At 69.8% G+C, this 15,926-nt stretch carries 12 protein-coding genes; 9 read left to right on the top strand and 3 right to left on the bottom strand.

Annotated elements, in window-relative coordinates; translation table 11 throughout:
- Positions 1-50: 50 nt before the first annotated feature.
- Positions 51-980: a hypothetical protein gene (locus tag ABD831_RS17995; RefSeq protein ID WP_344949874.1), complete on the bottom strand. Its 930-nt coding sequence runs from the start codon at positions 978-980 to the stop codon at positions 51-53.
- Positions 981-1,087: 107 nt separating this feature from the next.
- Entirely contained in the window at positions 1,088-1,813 is a 726-nt protein-coding gene (gene lexA, locus ABD831_RS17990) for a transcriptional repressor LexA (protein WP_344949871.1), read from the bottom strand.
- A 228-nt stretch (positions 1,814-2,041) separates the two neighbouring features.
- Here lexA and ABD831_RS17985 point away from each other — a divergent pair, with 228 nt between their 5' ends.
- The 3 genes from ABD831_RS17985 (at position 2,042) to ABD831_RS17975 (ending at position 4,870) form a co-directional block, all read left to right on the top strand.
- Entirely contained in the window at positions 2,042-2,464 is a 423-nt protein-coding gene (locus ABD831_RS17985; protein ID WP_344949868.1) for a LysM peptidoglycan-binding domain-containing protein, read from the top strand.
- Between the two features lie 337 nt (positions 2,465-2,801).
- A complete protein-coding gene (locus ABD831_RS17980) occupies positions 2,802-3,104 on the top strand; it encodes a hypothetical protein (RefSeq protein WP_344949865.1) in 303 nt (100 codons plus the stop codon).
- Complete coding sequence (locus ABD831_RS17975; protein ID WP_344949862.1) at positions 3,101-4,870, top strand: alpha/beta hydrolase; 1,770 nt, start codon at positions 3,101-3,103, stop codon at positions 4,868-4,870. Before ABD831_RS17980 ends, ABD831_RS17975 begins: the two co-directional genes overlap by 4 nt.
- On the opposite strand, the gene ABD831_RS17970 is transcribed toward ABD831_RS17975, so the two are convergent.
- A complete protein-coding gene (locus ABD831_RS17970; protein ID WP_344949859.1) occupies positions 4,860-6,107 on the bottom strand; it encodes a sensor histidine kinase in 1,248 nt (415 codons plus the stop codon). The genes ABD831_RS17975 and ABD831_RS17970 overlap by 11 nt on opposite strands.
- Positions 6,108-6,234: 127 nt before the next feature.
- On the opposite strand from ABD831_RS17970, the gene ABD831_RS17965 reads away from it, so the two are divergent.
- The 6 genes from ABD831_RS17965 to ABD831_RS17940 all read left to right on the top strand — a co-directional run bounded on the left by ABD831_RS17965 (position 6,235) and on the right by ABD831_RS17940 (position 15,905).
- Positions 6,235-6,885 (top strand): ArsR/SmtB family transcription factor, encoded by a 651-nt coding sequence (locus tag ABD831_RS17965; RefSeq protein WP_344949856.1) that lies wholly within the window; start codon positions 6,235-6,237, stop codon positions 6,883-6,885.
- Positions 6,882-8,171 carry an MFS transporter gene (locus ABD831_RS17960; protein WP_344949853.1) on the top strand — a complete coding sequence of 430 codons (1,290 nt, stop codon included), beginning with the start codon at positions 6,882-6,884 and terminating at the stop codon, positions 8,169-8,171. Before ABD831_RS17965 ends, ABD831_RS17960 begins: the two co-directional genes overlap by 4 nt.
- Positions 8,172-8,612: 441 nt before the next feature.
- Positions 8,613-9,110, top strand: a complete 498-nt coding sequence (gene nrdR / locus ABD831_RS17955; protein ID WP_142180093.1) for a transcriptional regulator NrdR — start codon at positions 8,613-8,615, stop codon at positions 9,108-9,110.
- A gap of 96 nt (positions 9,111-9,206) precedes the next feature.
- Positions 9,207-12,131: a vitamin B12-dependent ribonucleotide reductase gene (locus ABD831_RS17950; protein ID WP_142180094.1), complete on the top strand. Its 2,925-nt coding sequence runs from the start codon at positions 9,207-9,209 to the stop codon at positions 12,129-12,131.
- Between the two features lie 356 nt (positions 12,132-12,487).
- On the top strand, positions 12,488-15,391 hold the full coding sequence (locus ABD831_RS17945; protein ID WP_344949847.1) for an arylsulfatase: 2,904 nt from the start codon (positions 12,488-12,490) through the stop codon (positions 15,389-15,391).
- A 55-nt stretch (positions 15,392-15,446) separates the two neighbouring features.
- A complete protein-coding gene (locus tag ABD831_RS17940; protein ID WP_344949844.1) occupies positions 15,447-15,905 on the top strand; it encodes a DUF6325 family protein in 459 nt (152 codons plus the stop codon).
- Positions 15,906-15,926: the final 21 nt, after the last annotated feature.

Here is a 15,926-nt window from a genome sequence, read left to right as displayed (position 1 = left end):
ACTGAGCGGGGTCACTGTCCGGTCGAGTCGGCGGCCCCTGTCCTGCAGGGCTACTCGGCCACGGAGTGGGTCTGCCGCGCCTCGGTGCCGTCGGCGCCGTCGCTCGCGCGCAGGTCCCACAGCTCCTTGGTCTGCACGCCCCAGTAGGCGGCGAACAGCACGATGATGATCACCTCGGCGATGAGGACGAGGTGGTCGAACCCCTTGACGGTGAGGGCGGCGAGGACCGTCACTCCGAGCGCCGCGGCGAGCGCCACCGCGATCGCGATGTAGGTGCGCTTGTAGACAGCCCCGCCGTCGGCGCCCCGGTGGCGCTCCTCGGCGCGCAGTGCGCTGAAGGCCATGACGGCGATGACCCCGGCCACCATGGTGCCCGCGGCGACGCCGTGGCTGAGCGCGATGAAGCGGTCGCGCAGCGCGAGGAAGAGGGTCAGCTCACCGAGCAGCACCGCGCCGCAGACGACGGAGACGACCACGGAACGCACCGTGGGTCGTTCGGACGGGTCGCGCGTCATCGCGCCCCGCTTGAGCCAGGCGGCCACCAGCGCGGCGACGGCGGCGACGACGACGAGCGACCAGATGTTGTTGCGCACGGCCGCGGCGATCTCGCCCGGGGTCTGGGTGTAGGCGTTCGGCCCGCACCGGGCGTCCGGCACGGTGGGGACCATGGCGACGACGAAGGCCATGAAGCCCGAGAAGTTGAGCAGCACGTCCTCCTCGGGCGAGTGGCCCTTGTAGGCGATGAGGCTGGCCCCGAGCGCGCACAGCGAGCCGACGAAGACCGATCGTGCCGGTGTGTAGTAGTACGCGCTGATCGAGCCGAGCCAGCACGAGTGGCCGGTCTCCCACCACCACTGGTAGCCGACCGAGAGCAGCAGCATGAGGAGCAGGGCGATCATCGCGCCCCGCAGGTAGCGGTACGTGAACACGACGTCCCGGGTGCGGCCTGGTGCCATGGCGGTCTCCTTCGCAGGGCTCACGGTTCAGAGTCTCTCGCCGTCTCGTCGGATACGCCTCCCGGGACACGGCGATGCCGTCGGCGCGGAGGGCGCCGACGGCATACGTCGTCGATGGGGAGCCGAAGGGCTCAGATGCGGCGCAGCACCGCCGTGACCTTGCCGAGGATCGTGGCGTGGTCGCCGTCGATGGGGGAGAAGTCGTCGTTGTGCGGCATGAGCCACACGTGGCCGTCCTTGCGCTTGAACGTCTTGACCGTCGCCTCGTTGTCGAGCATCGCCGCGACCACGTCGCCGTTGTCGGCATGCTGCTGCTGGCGCACGACGACCCAGTCGCCGTCGCAGATCGCGGCGCCGATCATCGAGTCGCCGGTGACCTTGAGCAGGAAGAGGTCGCCCTCGCCGACGAGCTGCTTGGGCAGCGGGAACACGTCCTCGACGACCTCCTCGGCGGTGATGGGTACGCCGGCCGCGATCTGTCCGAGCACGGGAACGTAGGAGGCCTCGGGGCGGGCATCGCCGGAGTCGGTCTCGGTGTCGTACTGGTCGCCCCGCGGGCGCAGCGGCGTCGCGTCGCCCGCGCGGTAGCCGACCTCCTCCGCCTTCGCGTCGGGCGAGACGACCTCGAGCGCGCGCGGACGGTTGGGGTCACGCCGGAGGTAGCCCTTGGCGACGAGCGCGTTGAGCTGGTGGGAGACGCTGGACGGGCTGGCCAGGCCGACCGCGTCGCCGATCTCACGCATGCTCGGCGGGTAGCCACGGCGGTCCACGGAGTTGCGGATGACCTCGAGAACCCGCCGCTGGCGGACGGTCAGACCGTCGCCGGTGTCGCGATCGGGAAGCTCGGTCACGCCCATGGTGTCCCCTTCGTCGGCTCTTCAGACCGCGTCGTGACGCTGGATGTGAGGCCAGTGTCAGTGGTGGCTGGTGAGGTCTGTGGTGTGAGGAAAGACTACGCAGGTCGAACACAGTTGCCAAACACCTGTTCGATGCGTGTCTCGACTTCATCGAACATACGTGCTACAACTCGTACAGACGTTCTATCGAACATGTGTTCGCAAGTTCAGGAGCAAGGGGAGGTCACCATGAGCGCCATCGTCCTCGAGGCCGTTCGCCAGCCGCACACCGAGGAGTCCGAGCGGCCGCTGTCGGCCGGACGGCCCCGTCTCGTTCTCGTGCCGACCGGGCCTGAGGCGGCAGGGGTGGCCCGGGCAGCGCGCGCCACCCAGCCGCCCCTGCGTCTGACCCGGTTCGGTCGGGTGGTCCTGGCCCTGCTCGTCGCGGCAGTCGTCGCCGTCCTCGGTGTCGGGTTGGCCGGCCAGCTGGCCTCGGCCACGGGGGAGCCGCGCACGGTCACGGTGCAGTCCGGGCAGACGCTCTCGGGGGTCGCCGCTCGCGAGCTGCCCGAGCTGACGACGGCCGAGGGCGTCGTCGAGCTCCAGGTCGCCAACAGTCTCAGCACCACCGCGGTCCACGCCGGTCAGCAGCTCGTCATCCCGGCGCGCTGACCCCACAGCTCTCTGCGAGCTCTCGGGGACCTGGTCGATCGCGTAGGCCGTCTCCCGGCTGTCGCACCGACCGTCCCATCCCGATCTGCCGCGTTGGCTCCACCTTCAGCGGCTGGCGGTAGCGGCGCTTCGACCCCGTCGCTCCTGCCCCGGACGCCGTACCCCTGATCCGGGGTGCGGCGTCCTGCTGTCCCCGGCGTCCTTGCAGCGCAGGTGGTCCAGCGGGCGCCGACACAGCACGCAGCCCTCATGCGCCTGGGGCCAGGTCCTGTGGATGACGCCGGTGAGCCGCCCGGTGAGCGGCCTAGCGTGACAGTCCTCGGGAAGGGAGCACACCATGCGCTACGCAGTGGACACGGCAGCACTCCGCGAGGACGTCACGTCCATCACCGAGGTCCTCGCGCGGGTGCGCACGATTGCGATCGCGGACGAGCTGCAGCCGATCGCCGCCGCTCTCCCGGGGAGCCGGAGCGCCGCGGGCCTGCGCCAGGTCTCGGCCGTCTGGGCGGCGCGACTGGCCGCGACCCGGTGGGAGCTGCAGGAGCTGGGCCAGTGCCTGACCGTCGCGGCCGACACCTACGACGCCGTCGAGCAGGCGGCTCGGCAGAGCGTCCGACCGGCGTCGGGAGGCTCTCGATGACGGTCGCCACCACCGCGTCGACGCTGTCCGTGCGCGACATCCGCTCGAGCCGGCCCCAGTCCCTGACCGCCGTCGGCCGGGGACTGGAGGAGCGTCGCCGCCGGGTGCTGGTGCTCGCCGAGCTGGTGCTGTGGCGTCGCTCGGCCGCGCCGCGGTGGTCCGGTGCTGCATCCTCCGCCGCGGCGGACCGCTACGGCGTCGTGGTTGCCGGACTCGGAGGGCTCGCGGCGAGCCTGGCCGCGACGGTAAGCGCGGTCGGACGAGCGGCGATCCGCCTGCAGGCGGCGATCGACCTCGTGGGCCGGGCCGACCGGCGGGCGGCCGACGAGGGGGCATGGGTCGACGACGACGGTCGCCTCTTCCTACCTGTGCGGGCCTCGCTCGGTGACCCGGCCCTGGAGGCGCACCGCGCTCGGCTCGATGAGCTCCTGCGTGCCGAGGTGCAGGCGTGCCTGGCCCGGGCGCGTCAGTCCGCCGCCGAGACGGACGAGGAGCTGCTGCGGGACCTGCTGTCATCGGCGCGCGGAGCGCCGACGTCGGCGGGTACGTCCGGGGCGCCGGCTCTGGCGTCAATGCCGGCCCCGCCGGTTCCCTCGAGTGCGGGTGGCGTCAGCGCGCACGTGTTCGCGTCGGCAGCCTGGTGGCGGTCACTGACCGACGAGGAGCGTCGGACGGTCATCCGGGAACGGCCGGAGTGGGTCGGCTCGCGTGACGGTGTGCCGGCGCAGGCGCGCCACGAGGCCAACCTGGCCCTCCTCGCCCGGGCCGAGGCGGCGGCGCGGGAGCGGTTCAGCGCAGCACAGCGATCGACCGGCATCGGCTACGCCACGGCGCGCAGACGGGCCGACGAGCACGTCGCCGCGCTCGAGGCCGTTCGAGACGTGCTCGGGCGTCGCGACGGCGGCGAGCGACGGCTGCTGCTCATCGACACCAGCGGGCTCGACGTCAAGGCCGTCGTCGCGGTCGGGGACGTCGACCGCGCAGAACACGTCGTGACGTTCGTCGGGGGCCTGTCCACGATGGTCGGCACAGACCTGCGTCGCTACGACGACACCTTCGTGCGCATGCGGTCCGAGTCCCGGGCTCTCGCAGCCGGGCAGGACGTCGCGATCGTCACGTGGATGGGCTACGACGCACCCCAGGTCCGAGAGATCGTGACCTCCATCGACCGAAACGTCGTCAACGCCAAGCTCGCCCGCGACAACGCGGCCGCACTGGCCGACTTCGCCACCGGTGTCGAGGCCGCACGGGACCGTCCGGCGCACCAGACGGTGTGGGCCCACTCCTACGGAGCCGTGCTCGCCGGCTTCGCCTCGTTGCGCACGAGCGCTGTCGATGACGTGGCGGTCTTCGGCGCCCCGGGCCTGCCGTTCTCCGACGTGTCGCGCACCTCGCTCAAGCCGGGCTCCCTCAACGTGCTGGGAGCCGTGGGTGACGACGTCTTCGACTACGGGTGGGCCGTGCACGGCACGCCTTCGGCTCAGGTCGCGGGTGCCACCCGGCTGTCGACCTTCGCGCTGAAGCAGACCGGTTCGGGCTGCAACCACTGGTTGCACTCCCGGTCGGAGTTCGTCGACGCCGGCCGCACGTCGTCCGGCCACTCCGACTACCTGCGACAGGGCACGGACAGTGCGCGCAACCTCACCGCCATCGCAGCGGGACGACCCGACCTCCGGGTCGTCCAAGGAACCGACGAGCGGGCCTGCACGACGATCGGCCCGAGTGTCGGTGTCGACCCCATGAACCTGCCGAGGCTCATCCCCTGAGCGCCGAGGTCTCTGCGGGGAGCTCGAACCACACGATGGTCCCCGGGCCCTCGGCCGAGCTGACCCCGATGGCGCCGCCGTGCGCCTCGACGATCCGCCTGGCGGTGGCCAGGCCGATCCCGCTTCCCTCGACCGAGGTCTCGACCCGGCTGAACAAGCCGAACACGCGGTCGCGGTCCGCCGCCGAGATCCCGATCCCGTTGTCCTGCACCGCGCACCGCCAGCGCTCACCCCTGCGCTCGGCGGACACCTCGATGACGGGCGCGACGCCGGGGCGCGCGTACTTCACCGCATTGGAGACGAGGTTGAGCAACACCGAGTAGAGCTGCTGCTCGTCGGCCGGCAGCGTCGGCAGCTCGCCTGCCACGACGCTGGCGGACCGCGCCTCGAGCGTCGGGGCGAGGTCCTCCAGCACCGAGGCGAGCACGACGCGGAGATCCGTGTCCGTCCGGTGCAGCTCGGCGCCGACCTTGGCGTGGGACAGGATCTGCTCGATCATCCCGGCCATGCGGGTCGCCGAGCGGTGGGCCGTCGCGACGAGACGTTCCGACCACTCGTCACCAGCCACAGCGGGTCGCTGGCCGAGCATCTCGGTGCTGGCCATGATCGCGGTGAGCGGCGTGCGCAGGTCGTGGCTGACCTGACCGGCGAAGACCGACAGGGCCTCGTTGGACCGGTGCAGCTCGTCCCTGGCCTGTGTCAGGGCGGCCAGCGAGTCCTCGAGCTCACGGGTCCGCAGTCGCAGCTCGAGCACGTCGACGACGCGCTCGGCGATCGCGACCAAGGCGTCCTCCTGGGCCTCGACGAGCTCCCGGGGTGCCGAGTCGAAGACGCAGAGGCGGCCGATGATGACGCCGTCCGGCGTGGTCAGGGGTGCTGAGGCGTAGAAGCGGACGGTGCCGAGGACCCCCGTCACGAAGGGGTTGCCGTGGAAGCGTGCGTCGAGGCTGGCGTCCGGCACGACGACCCGGTCGGTGTGGTCGAGCACAGCGGCGCACATCGAGTCCTCGCGGGCGCAGATCGAGGGTGCGAAGCCGGTCGTGGCGATCTGCTGCTGCTGTGTCGAGGTGATGATGTTGATGGCGGCGCGCGGGACGGCGCACACCTGGGCAGCGATGTCGACGAGGGCCTGGAGCTCGCGCTGTGGCGCCCGGCCGAGCACGTCGTAGCCGGCCACCGCGTCCTCACGTCGCCGGGTCGGGTCGAGGACCTCCTGCACTGATGTCCGAGTCGTCACAGTCGGCAGCCTCGGTCATGGACGAGCCATGGGCAAGCACCCCACCCGCCACGTCGTCCGGGGTCGGCGCCGAAAGTCATACAAGAGGTCTTGTGGAAGTCGACCGAGCCGCACGAGGCTGTCCGACATGTCTCGACGCACCGCCTCCGAGCGGCACCTCCACACGAGTCCGGTCTCGGGCGAGCTGCTCGGCACCGAGACCGGCAGCGCCCTGTTGGACGTGCTGACCGCCTTCCACCATCCGACGCGCCGGTGGCTCTGCGAGCTGCTCTCCGTCGAGGGCCCGGCCCCCGTGGGCCGGCTGGCGAGCCGGACCGGTCTCGCGGTCGGGTCCGTGAGCCATCACCTCGGGACGCTGCACCGCTACGGTTTCGTCGAGCCGGCGCCGGACCTGGCTCGAGACACCCGTGAGAGGTGGTGGCGCAGTCGCCCGCGGCAGGTCTCGTGGGATGCCACCGACTACGGCGAGGGGACCGTGGCGCGCCGGATCGCCTCGAGCGCCGAGGCCGAGAACTTCCGACACCACGTGCGCGCCGTGCAGCGATGGCTCACCGAGGGGGAGGCATCGCCCCCGGAGGTGCGGAGGGCGGCCGTGGCGACCGACTCGCTCGTCGGAGCCACCGTCGACCAGATGGGCGAGCTCAGCCGCCGGCTCACCGATCTCGTCGTCGAATGGAGCGAGGAGTGTCGCGCCGACGCCCTGGCGCGCCCGGACGTGCCGCGGCTGCCCGTCCGGGTCTCGGCTCGCGTCTTTCCGAGTCCGCCGGTGCGACCGTGAGCCCCGCCGCTGATGTCCCGACCGACGTCCCGCCGACGGACACCGCTCCAACCACTCCCGCCGCTCCCGCCGAACCGACGCTGCTCGGCGCGGCACCCCCGCCCCTGCCTCGTGACCGGATGGTGCAGGCGTGGGTGGCGTCGATGGCGCTGTCGTGGTTCGGCGACGCCGTGTGGACGGTGGCACTCGCGTGGACGGCGGTGCACACGCTCCCGCCGGCCACGGCGGGTCTGGTCCTCGGTGCCGAGACCCTTCCGCAAGCCGTCTTCGTGCTGGTCGGCGGGGTCATCGCCGACCGGTGGGACACGAGACGGGTCCTCGTCACCGGCCGCCTCGTCCAGGCGATCGTCCTGCTCGGCGGCGCCCTCGCCTGGTCGACAGGCGTACGAGGGGCACCGCTCCTCGTGGCGATGGGCATCCTGCTCGGTACGGCGACGGGCCTCACGCTCCCGGCCGGGGCCACGCTCTCGCGCCAGCTCGTGCGCTCCGCCGACCTCGCGACCGTGAGTGGCTGGAACCAGATCGGCAACCGTCTGGCACGCCTGCTCGGCGCCCCCGTGGGTGGTGTGGCTGTCGCCGTCGTCGGCCCCGCCGGGGCCATGCTGGCGAATGCCGTCACGTTCGTCGCAGTCGCGGCCGTCCTCGCGGTCGTCGTGCGTCCGCGCTACCGCATGCCGCGGACTCCACACGCATCGTGGGCGGCCAGCCTGCGGGACGGGGCGGCATACCTTCGTCGAGACGCCTCGGCCCGTCTGCTGGTGCTGGGGCTCGCCGCCCTCAACGTCTTCGTCTCGCCCGTCATCGCGCTCGGGGTCGCCCTGCGTGTCAGCGGCTCGGGGTGGGGACCGGCATGGCTGGGGGCGGCGGAGGCGGCGTTCGCCACCGGGGCCATCATCGGGAGCATCGTCGGGATCCGTTGGCAGGTCGCGAGGCCGGCGCAGGCCGGCTTCTCCGTGCTGGTGGTGCAGGGCGCCTGCATCGCAGCCACCGGGATCGGCTCCAGGGTGGTTCTGCTCGCAGCCATGGCGCTCATCGGGATCGCGGCCGGCACGGCGTCGGTGTGGCTCTCGGGGACCTACCAGCGCACCATCGCGCCGAGCCACCTCGGGCGAGTCTCGTCGGTCTCGAGCCTCGGTGACATGGCGCTGGTGCCGCTCGCGATCCCGGCGTTCGGCGCGCTCGCGGCCGGCGCCTCGGTGCTGACCGCGGCGTGCGTCTACGGCGGGGCGATGGCGGCCCTCTGCCTCTGGTTCGCGACCCGCCCGCGAATCGCACGACTGCGCTGACACGGCCGGTGTCGAGGTGGGCGCCGCCTCGGGTCCACGCCGCCAGGCGGCGACCCGAGATGAGGGACGGGTGGGCGCCCCGCACCCCAAGATGTGGGGGCTGCCCGCTGCGACACGCCCGGTGCGGATGTGACTGACGTGGCGTTTGTGCAGGTCAGCGACACGCCGCGCCGGAGGTTCGCGATTCGCTTGCGATCGGGGTCACGGCATGCCTACAGTTACCCCTACATCTAGTAGTTACACAGATGTAAGACGTCCACATGTAGTCCCCAGGCAAACGGGGGTTACACACAGGTCATCCCCACGTCGTCCCCAGCTCCATCCCCAGACCCGGTCGGTCCCACGAACACCGATCGGTCCGGCGAAGCATGGCGGACGGCATACGGGACGGCCGCAGCTCGTTGGAACGACTGGGTCTCGGGGAAGGGAAGGTGACCAGACGTGCACTGTCCGTTCTGTCGCCACACCGACTCGCGGGTCATCGACTCGCGCACGACCGACGACGGCGCCTGCATCAGGCGACGGCGTCAGTGCCCCGAGTGCAACCGCCGCTTCACCACGCTCGAGACCTCGAGCCTCAACGTGATCAAGCGGTCGGGCGCCTCCGAGCCGTTCAGTCGGGCCAAGGTCCTCACCGGTGTGCGCAAGTCATGCCAGGGGCGGCCCGTCAGCGAGGACGACCTGGCCCTTCTCGCCCAGAAGGTCGAGGAGGCGATCAGGTCGCAGGGAAACGCCGAGATCGAGGCGCACGAGGTCGGCATGGCCGTCCTCGAACCGCTCCGCGAGCTCGACGAGGTCGCATACCTCAGGTTCGCCAGCGTCTACCAGGCGTGGGAGAGCCTCGAGGACTTCGAGGGAGCCATCGCGCTCCTTCGAGCCGAGCGCGACGCGCTGGGGGAGGAGCCTACGGCTCCGGCCCGGCTCGACGCCCAGCGGTAACCACCCTCCACGCACCACCGGAGCACCCGCCCCACTGTCGGTGCCCCACGCAAGACTCATTCCCAGCAGCAGATTCGGTCAGGGAGGCCGCACGAAATGACGGAGATCGGTAACCGCAGCTCACGCTCGAAGGCAGGCGCCAAGGGCGTCAAGATCGAGCGCATCTACACCACGCCCGGCGTCCACCCCTATGACGAGGTGACGTGGGAGAAGCGCGACGTCGTCCAGCAGAACTGGAAGACCGGCGAGACGATCTTCGAGCAGCGCGGCGTCGAGTTCCCCGACTTCTGGTCGGTCAACGCCAGCACCATCGTCACCACGAAGTACTTCCGCGGCGCCGTCGGCACGGCCGCCCGCGAGGTCTCGCTCAAGCAGCTCATCGACCGCGTCGTGCTGACCTACGCCGCCGCAGGCAAGAGCAACGGCTACTTCGCGTCGCCCGACGACGCCGAGATCTTCGAGCACGAGCTGACGCACGCCCTCCTGCACCAGGTCTTCTCGTTCAACTCGCCCGTCTGGTTCAACGTCGGCACCAAGAGCCCGCAGCAGGTCTCCGCGTGCTTCATCCTCTCCGTCGACGACTCCATGGACTCGATCCTCAACTGGTACAAGGAGGAGGGGAAGATCTTCCAGGGCGGCTCCGGCGCCGGCCTCAACCTCTCCCGCATCCGCTCCTCTAAGGAGCTGCTCTCCTCCGGCGGCACGGCCTCCGGCCCCGTCTCCTTCATGCGCGGCGCCGACGCGTCCGCCGGCACCATCAAGTCCGGCGGCGCCACGCGTCGTGCCGCCAAGATGGTCGTGCTCGACGTCGACCACCCCGACATCGAGGAGTTCGTCGAGACGAAGGCGCGCGAGGAGGACAAGATCCGCGCCCTGCGCGACGCCGGCTTCGACATGGACCTCGGCGGCAAGGACATCGTCTCCGTCCAGTACCAGAACGCCAACAACTCGGTCCGCGTCAACGACGAGTTCATGAAGGCCGTCGAGGACGGCACGGAGTTCGGGCTGCGCTCACGCAGTGACGGCTCGGTCATCGACACCGTCGACGCCCGTGAGCTCTTCGGCAAGATCGCCAAGGCCGCGTGGGAGTGCGCCGACCCGGGCATCCAGTACGACGACACGATCAACGCGTGGCACACCAACCCCGAGACCGGCCGCATCACCGCGTCCAACCCGTGCTCGGAGTACATGTCGCTCGACAACTCCTCGTGCAACCTCGCCTCGCTCAACCTGCTGAAGTTCCTGCGCGACGACGACACGTTCGACGCCGTCACCTTCCAGAAGGTCGTCGAGCTCGTCATCACCGCGATGGACATCTCGATCTGCTTCGCGGACTTCCCGACCGAGCCCATCGGTGAGACGACCCGCAACTACCGCCAGCTCGGCATCGGCTACGCCAACCTCGGCGCGCTCCTCATGGCGACGGGCCACGGCTACGACTCCGAGGGTGGCCGCGCGCTCGCCGCCTCGATCACCTCGCTGCTCACGGGTGCGGCCTACAAGCGCTCCGCCGAGATGGCGTCGGTCGTCGGTGCCTACGCCGGCTACGCCCGCAACGCGGACGCCCACAAGCGGGTCATGCGCAAGCACCAGGCCGCCAACGACAACATCAAGACGCTCGACGCGATGGACTCCGACATCCACCAGCTCGCCACGAAGGCGTGGGACGACGTCGTCAAGCTCGGCGAGAAGCACGGCTACCGCAACGCCCAGGCGTCGGTGCTGGCCCCGACCGGCACCATCGGCTTCATGATGGACTGCGACACGACCGGCATCGAGCCGGACTTCTCGCTGGTCAAGTTCAAGAAGCTCGTCGGTGGTGGCTCGATGCAGATCGTCAACCTCACGATCCCGCGTGCGCTGCGCAAGATGGGCTACACCGGCGAGACCGTCGAGGCGATCGTCGAGTACATCGCCGACAAGGGTCACGTCATCGACGCCCCCGGCCTCAAGCCCGAGCACTACGAGGTCTTCGACACGGCCATGGGTGCGCGCTCGATCTCGGCCATGGGCCACGTGCGCATGATGGCCGCGACGCAGCCGTTCCTCTCGGGTGCCATCTCCAAGACGGTCAACCTCCCCGAGACGGCCACGGTCGAGGAGATCCAGGACGTCTACATGCAGGGCTGGAAGCTCGGCATCAAGGCGCTCGCGATCTACCGCGACAACTGCAAGGTCGGTCAGCCGCTGTCCGACGGTGGCTCGACGGCCAAGGACAACAAGGCCGCGGCCGACGCTGCTGCTGCCGAGGTCAAGGTCGAGAAGGTCATCGAGTACCGCCCGGTCCGCCGCCGCCTGCCCAAGCGCCGCAGCTCCCAGACGACGTCGTTCGCCGTCGGTGGCGCCGAGGGTTACCTCACGGCCGGCACCTACGACGACCAGCAGCTCGGCGAGATCTTCCTCAAGTTCGGCAAGCAGGGCTCGACCCTGGCCGGCGTGATGGACGCCTTCTCGATCGCGGTCTCCATCGGTCTGCAGTACGGCGTCCCGCTCGAGACGTTCGTGGAGAAGTTCACCAACCTCCGTTTCGAGCCGGCCGGTCTCACCGACGACCCCGACGTGCGCATGGCGCAGTCGATCATGGACTACGTCTTCCGTCGTCTGGCGCTCGACTACCTCGACTTCGACACCCGCTCCTTCATGGGCATCCACACGGCGTCGGAGCGTGCTCGCCAGGTCGAGACGGGCTCCTACGAGGCCATCGAGTCCGACGAGTCCGACGAGGACCTCGAGGACGAGCTCGAGTCGCTCCAGCAGTCGGCCCCGGTCTCGAAGAAGGCCGAGCCGAAGGCCGAGGAGCTGACCAAGGAGGATCTCAAGGCCTCCGAGGTCAAGTCCGGTGCCGGTGCGGCCTCCGCTCGTGAGGCGTCCTCGGACGTCCACAGCTCGGCAGAGCTGCTCGAGAAGTTCGGCGGCATCACGGCCGACGCGCCGATCTGCATGACCTGCGGCACGAAGATGCGCCCCGCCGGCTCCTGCTACGTCTGCGAGGGCTGCGGAAGCACCAGCGGCTGCAGCTGATGCCGACGGTCAGCAAAAGTCACGAATCGGCTTGAGCACGACTGACATTCGGTTGGTCAGCAGTGTCACGGATCTGGTCACAGTGAGATAGCGATCCCAATGGGGCGGCACCGATGGTGCCGCCCCATTGCTCTGTCCGAAGGGGGCCTGCGGACCTGAAAGGTGGCAGCCGAGGCGCCGGCAGCTCCTCCCCGCCAAGGCAGGACGCAGCGCCACAAACCTGGGCGACCAGAGCGCGACCCGTAGGACCAGAACCCTTGGGTAGGGACCTTCGACTCTGTTGACGTCCGACGCCGCCGCGGTCCAGTGGTCACAGGCTTGCAGGTTCAGTGGCCGACTACCGGAGGGGTCCGATCATGTCCAACACGCAGATGCTTCTTGTGGCCGGCTACCCCGATGTCGAGGTCGCTGAGGCGGAGTTCCGCGCACTGGCCGACAAGGTCGGAGCCAAGAAGCTGTCGAGCCAAGGCATGATCCTCGTCGGCAAGGACGCCGACGGGAAGCCGCGGCTCATGGACACCGGCAACCACCTCGGTCGTCGTGGTGCGGGCTGGGGCGGGGGAGCTGGTGTCCTGGTGGGACTGTTCGCCCCACCCATGCTCGGCGCCGTGACGGTGGGCGCCGCAGCCGGTGCGGTGGTCGGGCACTTCGCCGGCCACAAGCTCACCGCCGCCATCCAGGAGCAGGTGGGTGCCGCCCTGAAGGCGGGGACGGCCGTGATCATCGGCGTGTTCCCCGCCGAGTCCCGCCTCGACGTCGAGCGCGCCCTTCCGGGTTCACCCATCAAGTCCGTGGTCGAGAGCGACGAGCGCGGCATCGACGAGCTGAAGGCGAAGCTGGCCGAGGCGATGGGCAAGTTCAACCCCGACCGCAGCGTCCTGCCCGTCCCCGACCGCAGCTTCGGCGGCGTCGGCGGTCGCACCATCGACGAGTCCGTTGGCGACTGGAGCATCGTGGCGCCGACGAAGGCGCCCGACGGCGCGCCCAACGTCCTCGTCGTCCTCATCGACGACGCGGGCTTCGGCGCCCCCGACACCTTCGGCGGCGGCATCCGGACCCCGAACCTCACCCGCGTGCAGCAGCAGGGCATCACCTACAACCGGTTCCACGTGACCGCGGTCTGCTCCCCGACACGTGCGGCGATGCTGACCGGTCGCAACCACCACCGGGTGGGGATGGGTGGGATCGCGGAGTTCCCCGCGCCGTTCCCCGGCTACACCGGTATCCGCCCACGGTCGTGCACCGCCCTGCCTCGGATCCTCAAGGAGAACGGGTACATCACCGGCGGGTTCGGCAAGTGGCACATGACCCCCGGCCGCGACATGGGCGCGGCGGGCTCGTTCGACCACTGGCCCACGGGGTGGGGCTTCGACCACTGGTGGGGCTTCCTGACCGGGGCCGCGGGTCAGTACGACCCGATCATCACCCAGGACAACTCGACGCTCGGCGTTCCAGAGGGTGCGGACGGGAAGCTGTACTACTTCCCGGACGACATCACCGACAAGGCGGTCGAGTGGCTGCACGCGGTCCGCGCCCAGGACGCCGAGAAGCCGTGGTTCGTCTACTACTCGACCGGCGCCACCCACGCGCCCCACCACGTGGCCAAGCAGTGGGCGGACCGGTACAAGGGCCAGTTCGACGAGGGCTGGGACGTGTACCGCGAGAAGACCCTTGAACGGCAGAAGAAGCTCGGCATCGTCCCGGCCGACACAGAGCTCACCGAACGTCCGGCGGCATACCCGGCCTGGGACAGTCTGAGCGACGCAGAGCGCAGGCTGTACGCCCGCCAGATGGAGGTGTTCGCCGGGTACTCGGAGAACGCCGACTGGAACGTCGGCCGGATGCTCGACGCGGTCGAGGAGATGGGAGAGCTCGACGACACCCTGGTCATCTACGTCTGGGGCGACAACGGTGCGTCGATGGAGGGCACCGTGACCGGCTCCTTCAACGAGACCACGTTCTTCAACGGCGTGGTGCTCGACGCCGAGGAGCAGTTCACGATGATCGACAAGTACGGCGGGCTCGAGGAGCTCGGCGGCTTCCACACCGCCCCGCACTTCTCGGCCGCCTGGGCACACGCGAACAACGCGCCGTTCCAGTGGGGCAAGCAGATGGCCAGCCACCTCGGTGGGACACGTGACCCCATGGTCATCTCGTGGCCGAGGCGGATCGCCGGCGGTGGCAGCATGCGGACGCAGTTCACCCACTGCATCGACGTCGTCCCCACGGTCCTGGAGGTCATCGGGCTTCCCGAGCCCACCGTCGTCGACGGCATCGAGCAGGAGCCGATGGACGGCACCAGCTTCGCCTACACCTTCGACGCAGCCGAGGCGGACGACCAGCACACGGTGCAGTACTTCGAGATGTACGGCAGCCGAGCGATCTACAAGGACGGCTGGTGGGCCTGTGCCAAGCTCGACAAGCTGCCCTGGGACTTCTCCCCGGCCACCCTGTCGAGGTTCGGGCCCGGTAGCGGCTGGGACGCCAGCCAGGAACCCTGGGAGCTGTACTACCTGCCCGACGACTTCTCCCAGGCCCACGACCTCGCGGCCGAGCACCCCGACAAGGTCGCGGAGCTGGTCGAGCTCTTCTGGGCCGAGGCCGAACGCAACCGGGTCCTTCCCCTCCTCGGCGGGTTCGCGGTGTTTTTCGGGATCCTGCCGCCGCTGCCGACCCAGACACGGTTCACGTTCTCGGGAGACGTCCAGAACATCCAGACCACCCAGATCCCCAGGATCATCGGTCGGTCGTATGCCATCGAGGCGCACGTGCACGTGCCCGACGGCGGGGCGGAGGGCGTGCTCGTGGCGTTCGCCGACTTCATCGGAGGCTTCGCCCTCTGGGTCGACGAGAACGGGCTGCTGAACCACACCTACCAGTACCTCGGCATCGAAACCTACCGGCAGACCTCGGCCGAGCCGGTCCCCACCGGTGACGTCACCCTCAAGATGCTGTTCGACGCCGACGAGACGAAGCCCGGCACCGGCGGCCACGTCACGCTGTGGGCAGATGACCAGCAGATCGGCGAGGGAGACATCCCGCACACCATCTCGCTCATCTTCACCACCTACGCGGGCATGGACATCTCCCGGGACAACGGCGGCGTCGTCGACCTCGACTACGAGGACCGGGCGCCGTACGCCTTCACCGGCACCGTCCGCAACGTGGTCTTCGATCTTGCACCCCACGCCCACGACGAAGAGCTCACCCTCCACGAGTCCTCCGCCCAGGCCGCACTGGCCCATGGAGCGGCCGGCTGAGCCCCGCGCCGGACCGGCCGGTACCCGCGCACCAACAGCACGAGAGGAGTCATGCATGAGCATCAACGTCGATGAGCTCGGCCCGGTCGACTGGATCGTGGTCGAGTTCCCTGAACCGAAGCTCACCGGCGAGGTCGCCCCGATCCTCAAGGACCTGGTCGACCGCGAGCTGATCCGCGTCCTGGACCTGATCTTCCTGACCAGGGACCGGGACGGCGGGTTCGAGGTCTTCGAGTCCACCGACATGGACGACAGCGAGATCGGTGAGCTGCGTGCCTATGAGACCGAGCTGGCGATGCTGCTGAGCGAGCAGGACGTCATCGACCTGGTCGAGACCATCCAGCCGGGCAGTTTCGCTGCCGTTCTGGTGTGGGAGAACCTGTGGGCCGCTCCGTTCGGATCCGCCGTCCGTCGTGCCGGCGGTCAGCTCGCCGCCAGCGGACGCATCCCGATCCAGGCGGTGATCGCGGCCGCCGAGGCCGACGCTGCAGAGGCTGACGAGGAAGGAGACTGACATGCCCATGGCAGCCCGGCG

Source organism: Terrabacter ginsenosidimutans, from assembly GCF_039539425.1.
Lineage (GTDB): Bacteria > Actinomycetota > Actinomycetes > Actinomycetales > Dermatophilaceae > Terrabacter > Terrabacter ginsenosidimutans.
This window is presented reverse-complemented; position numbering and strand designations above follow the sequence as displayed.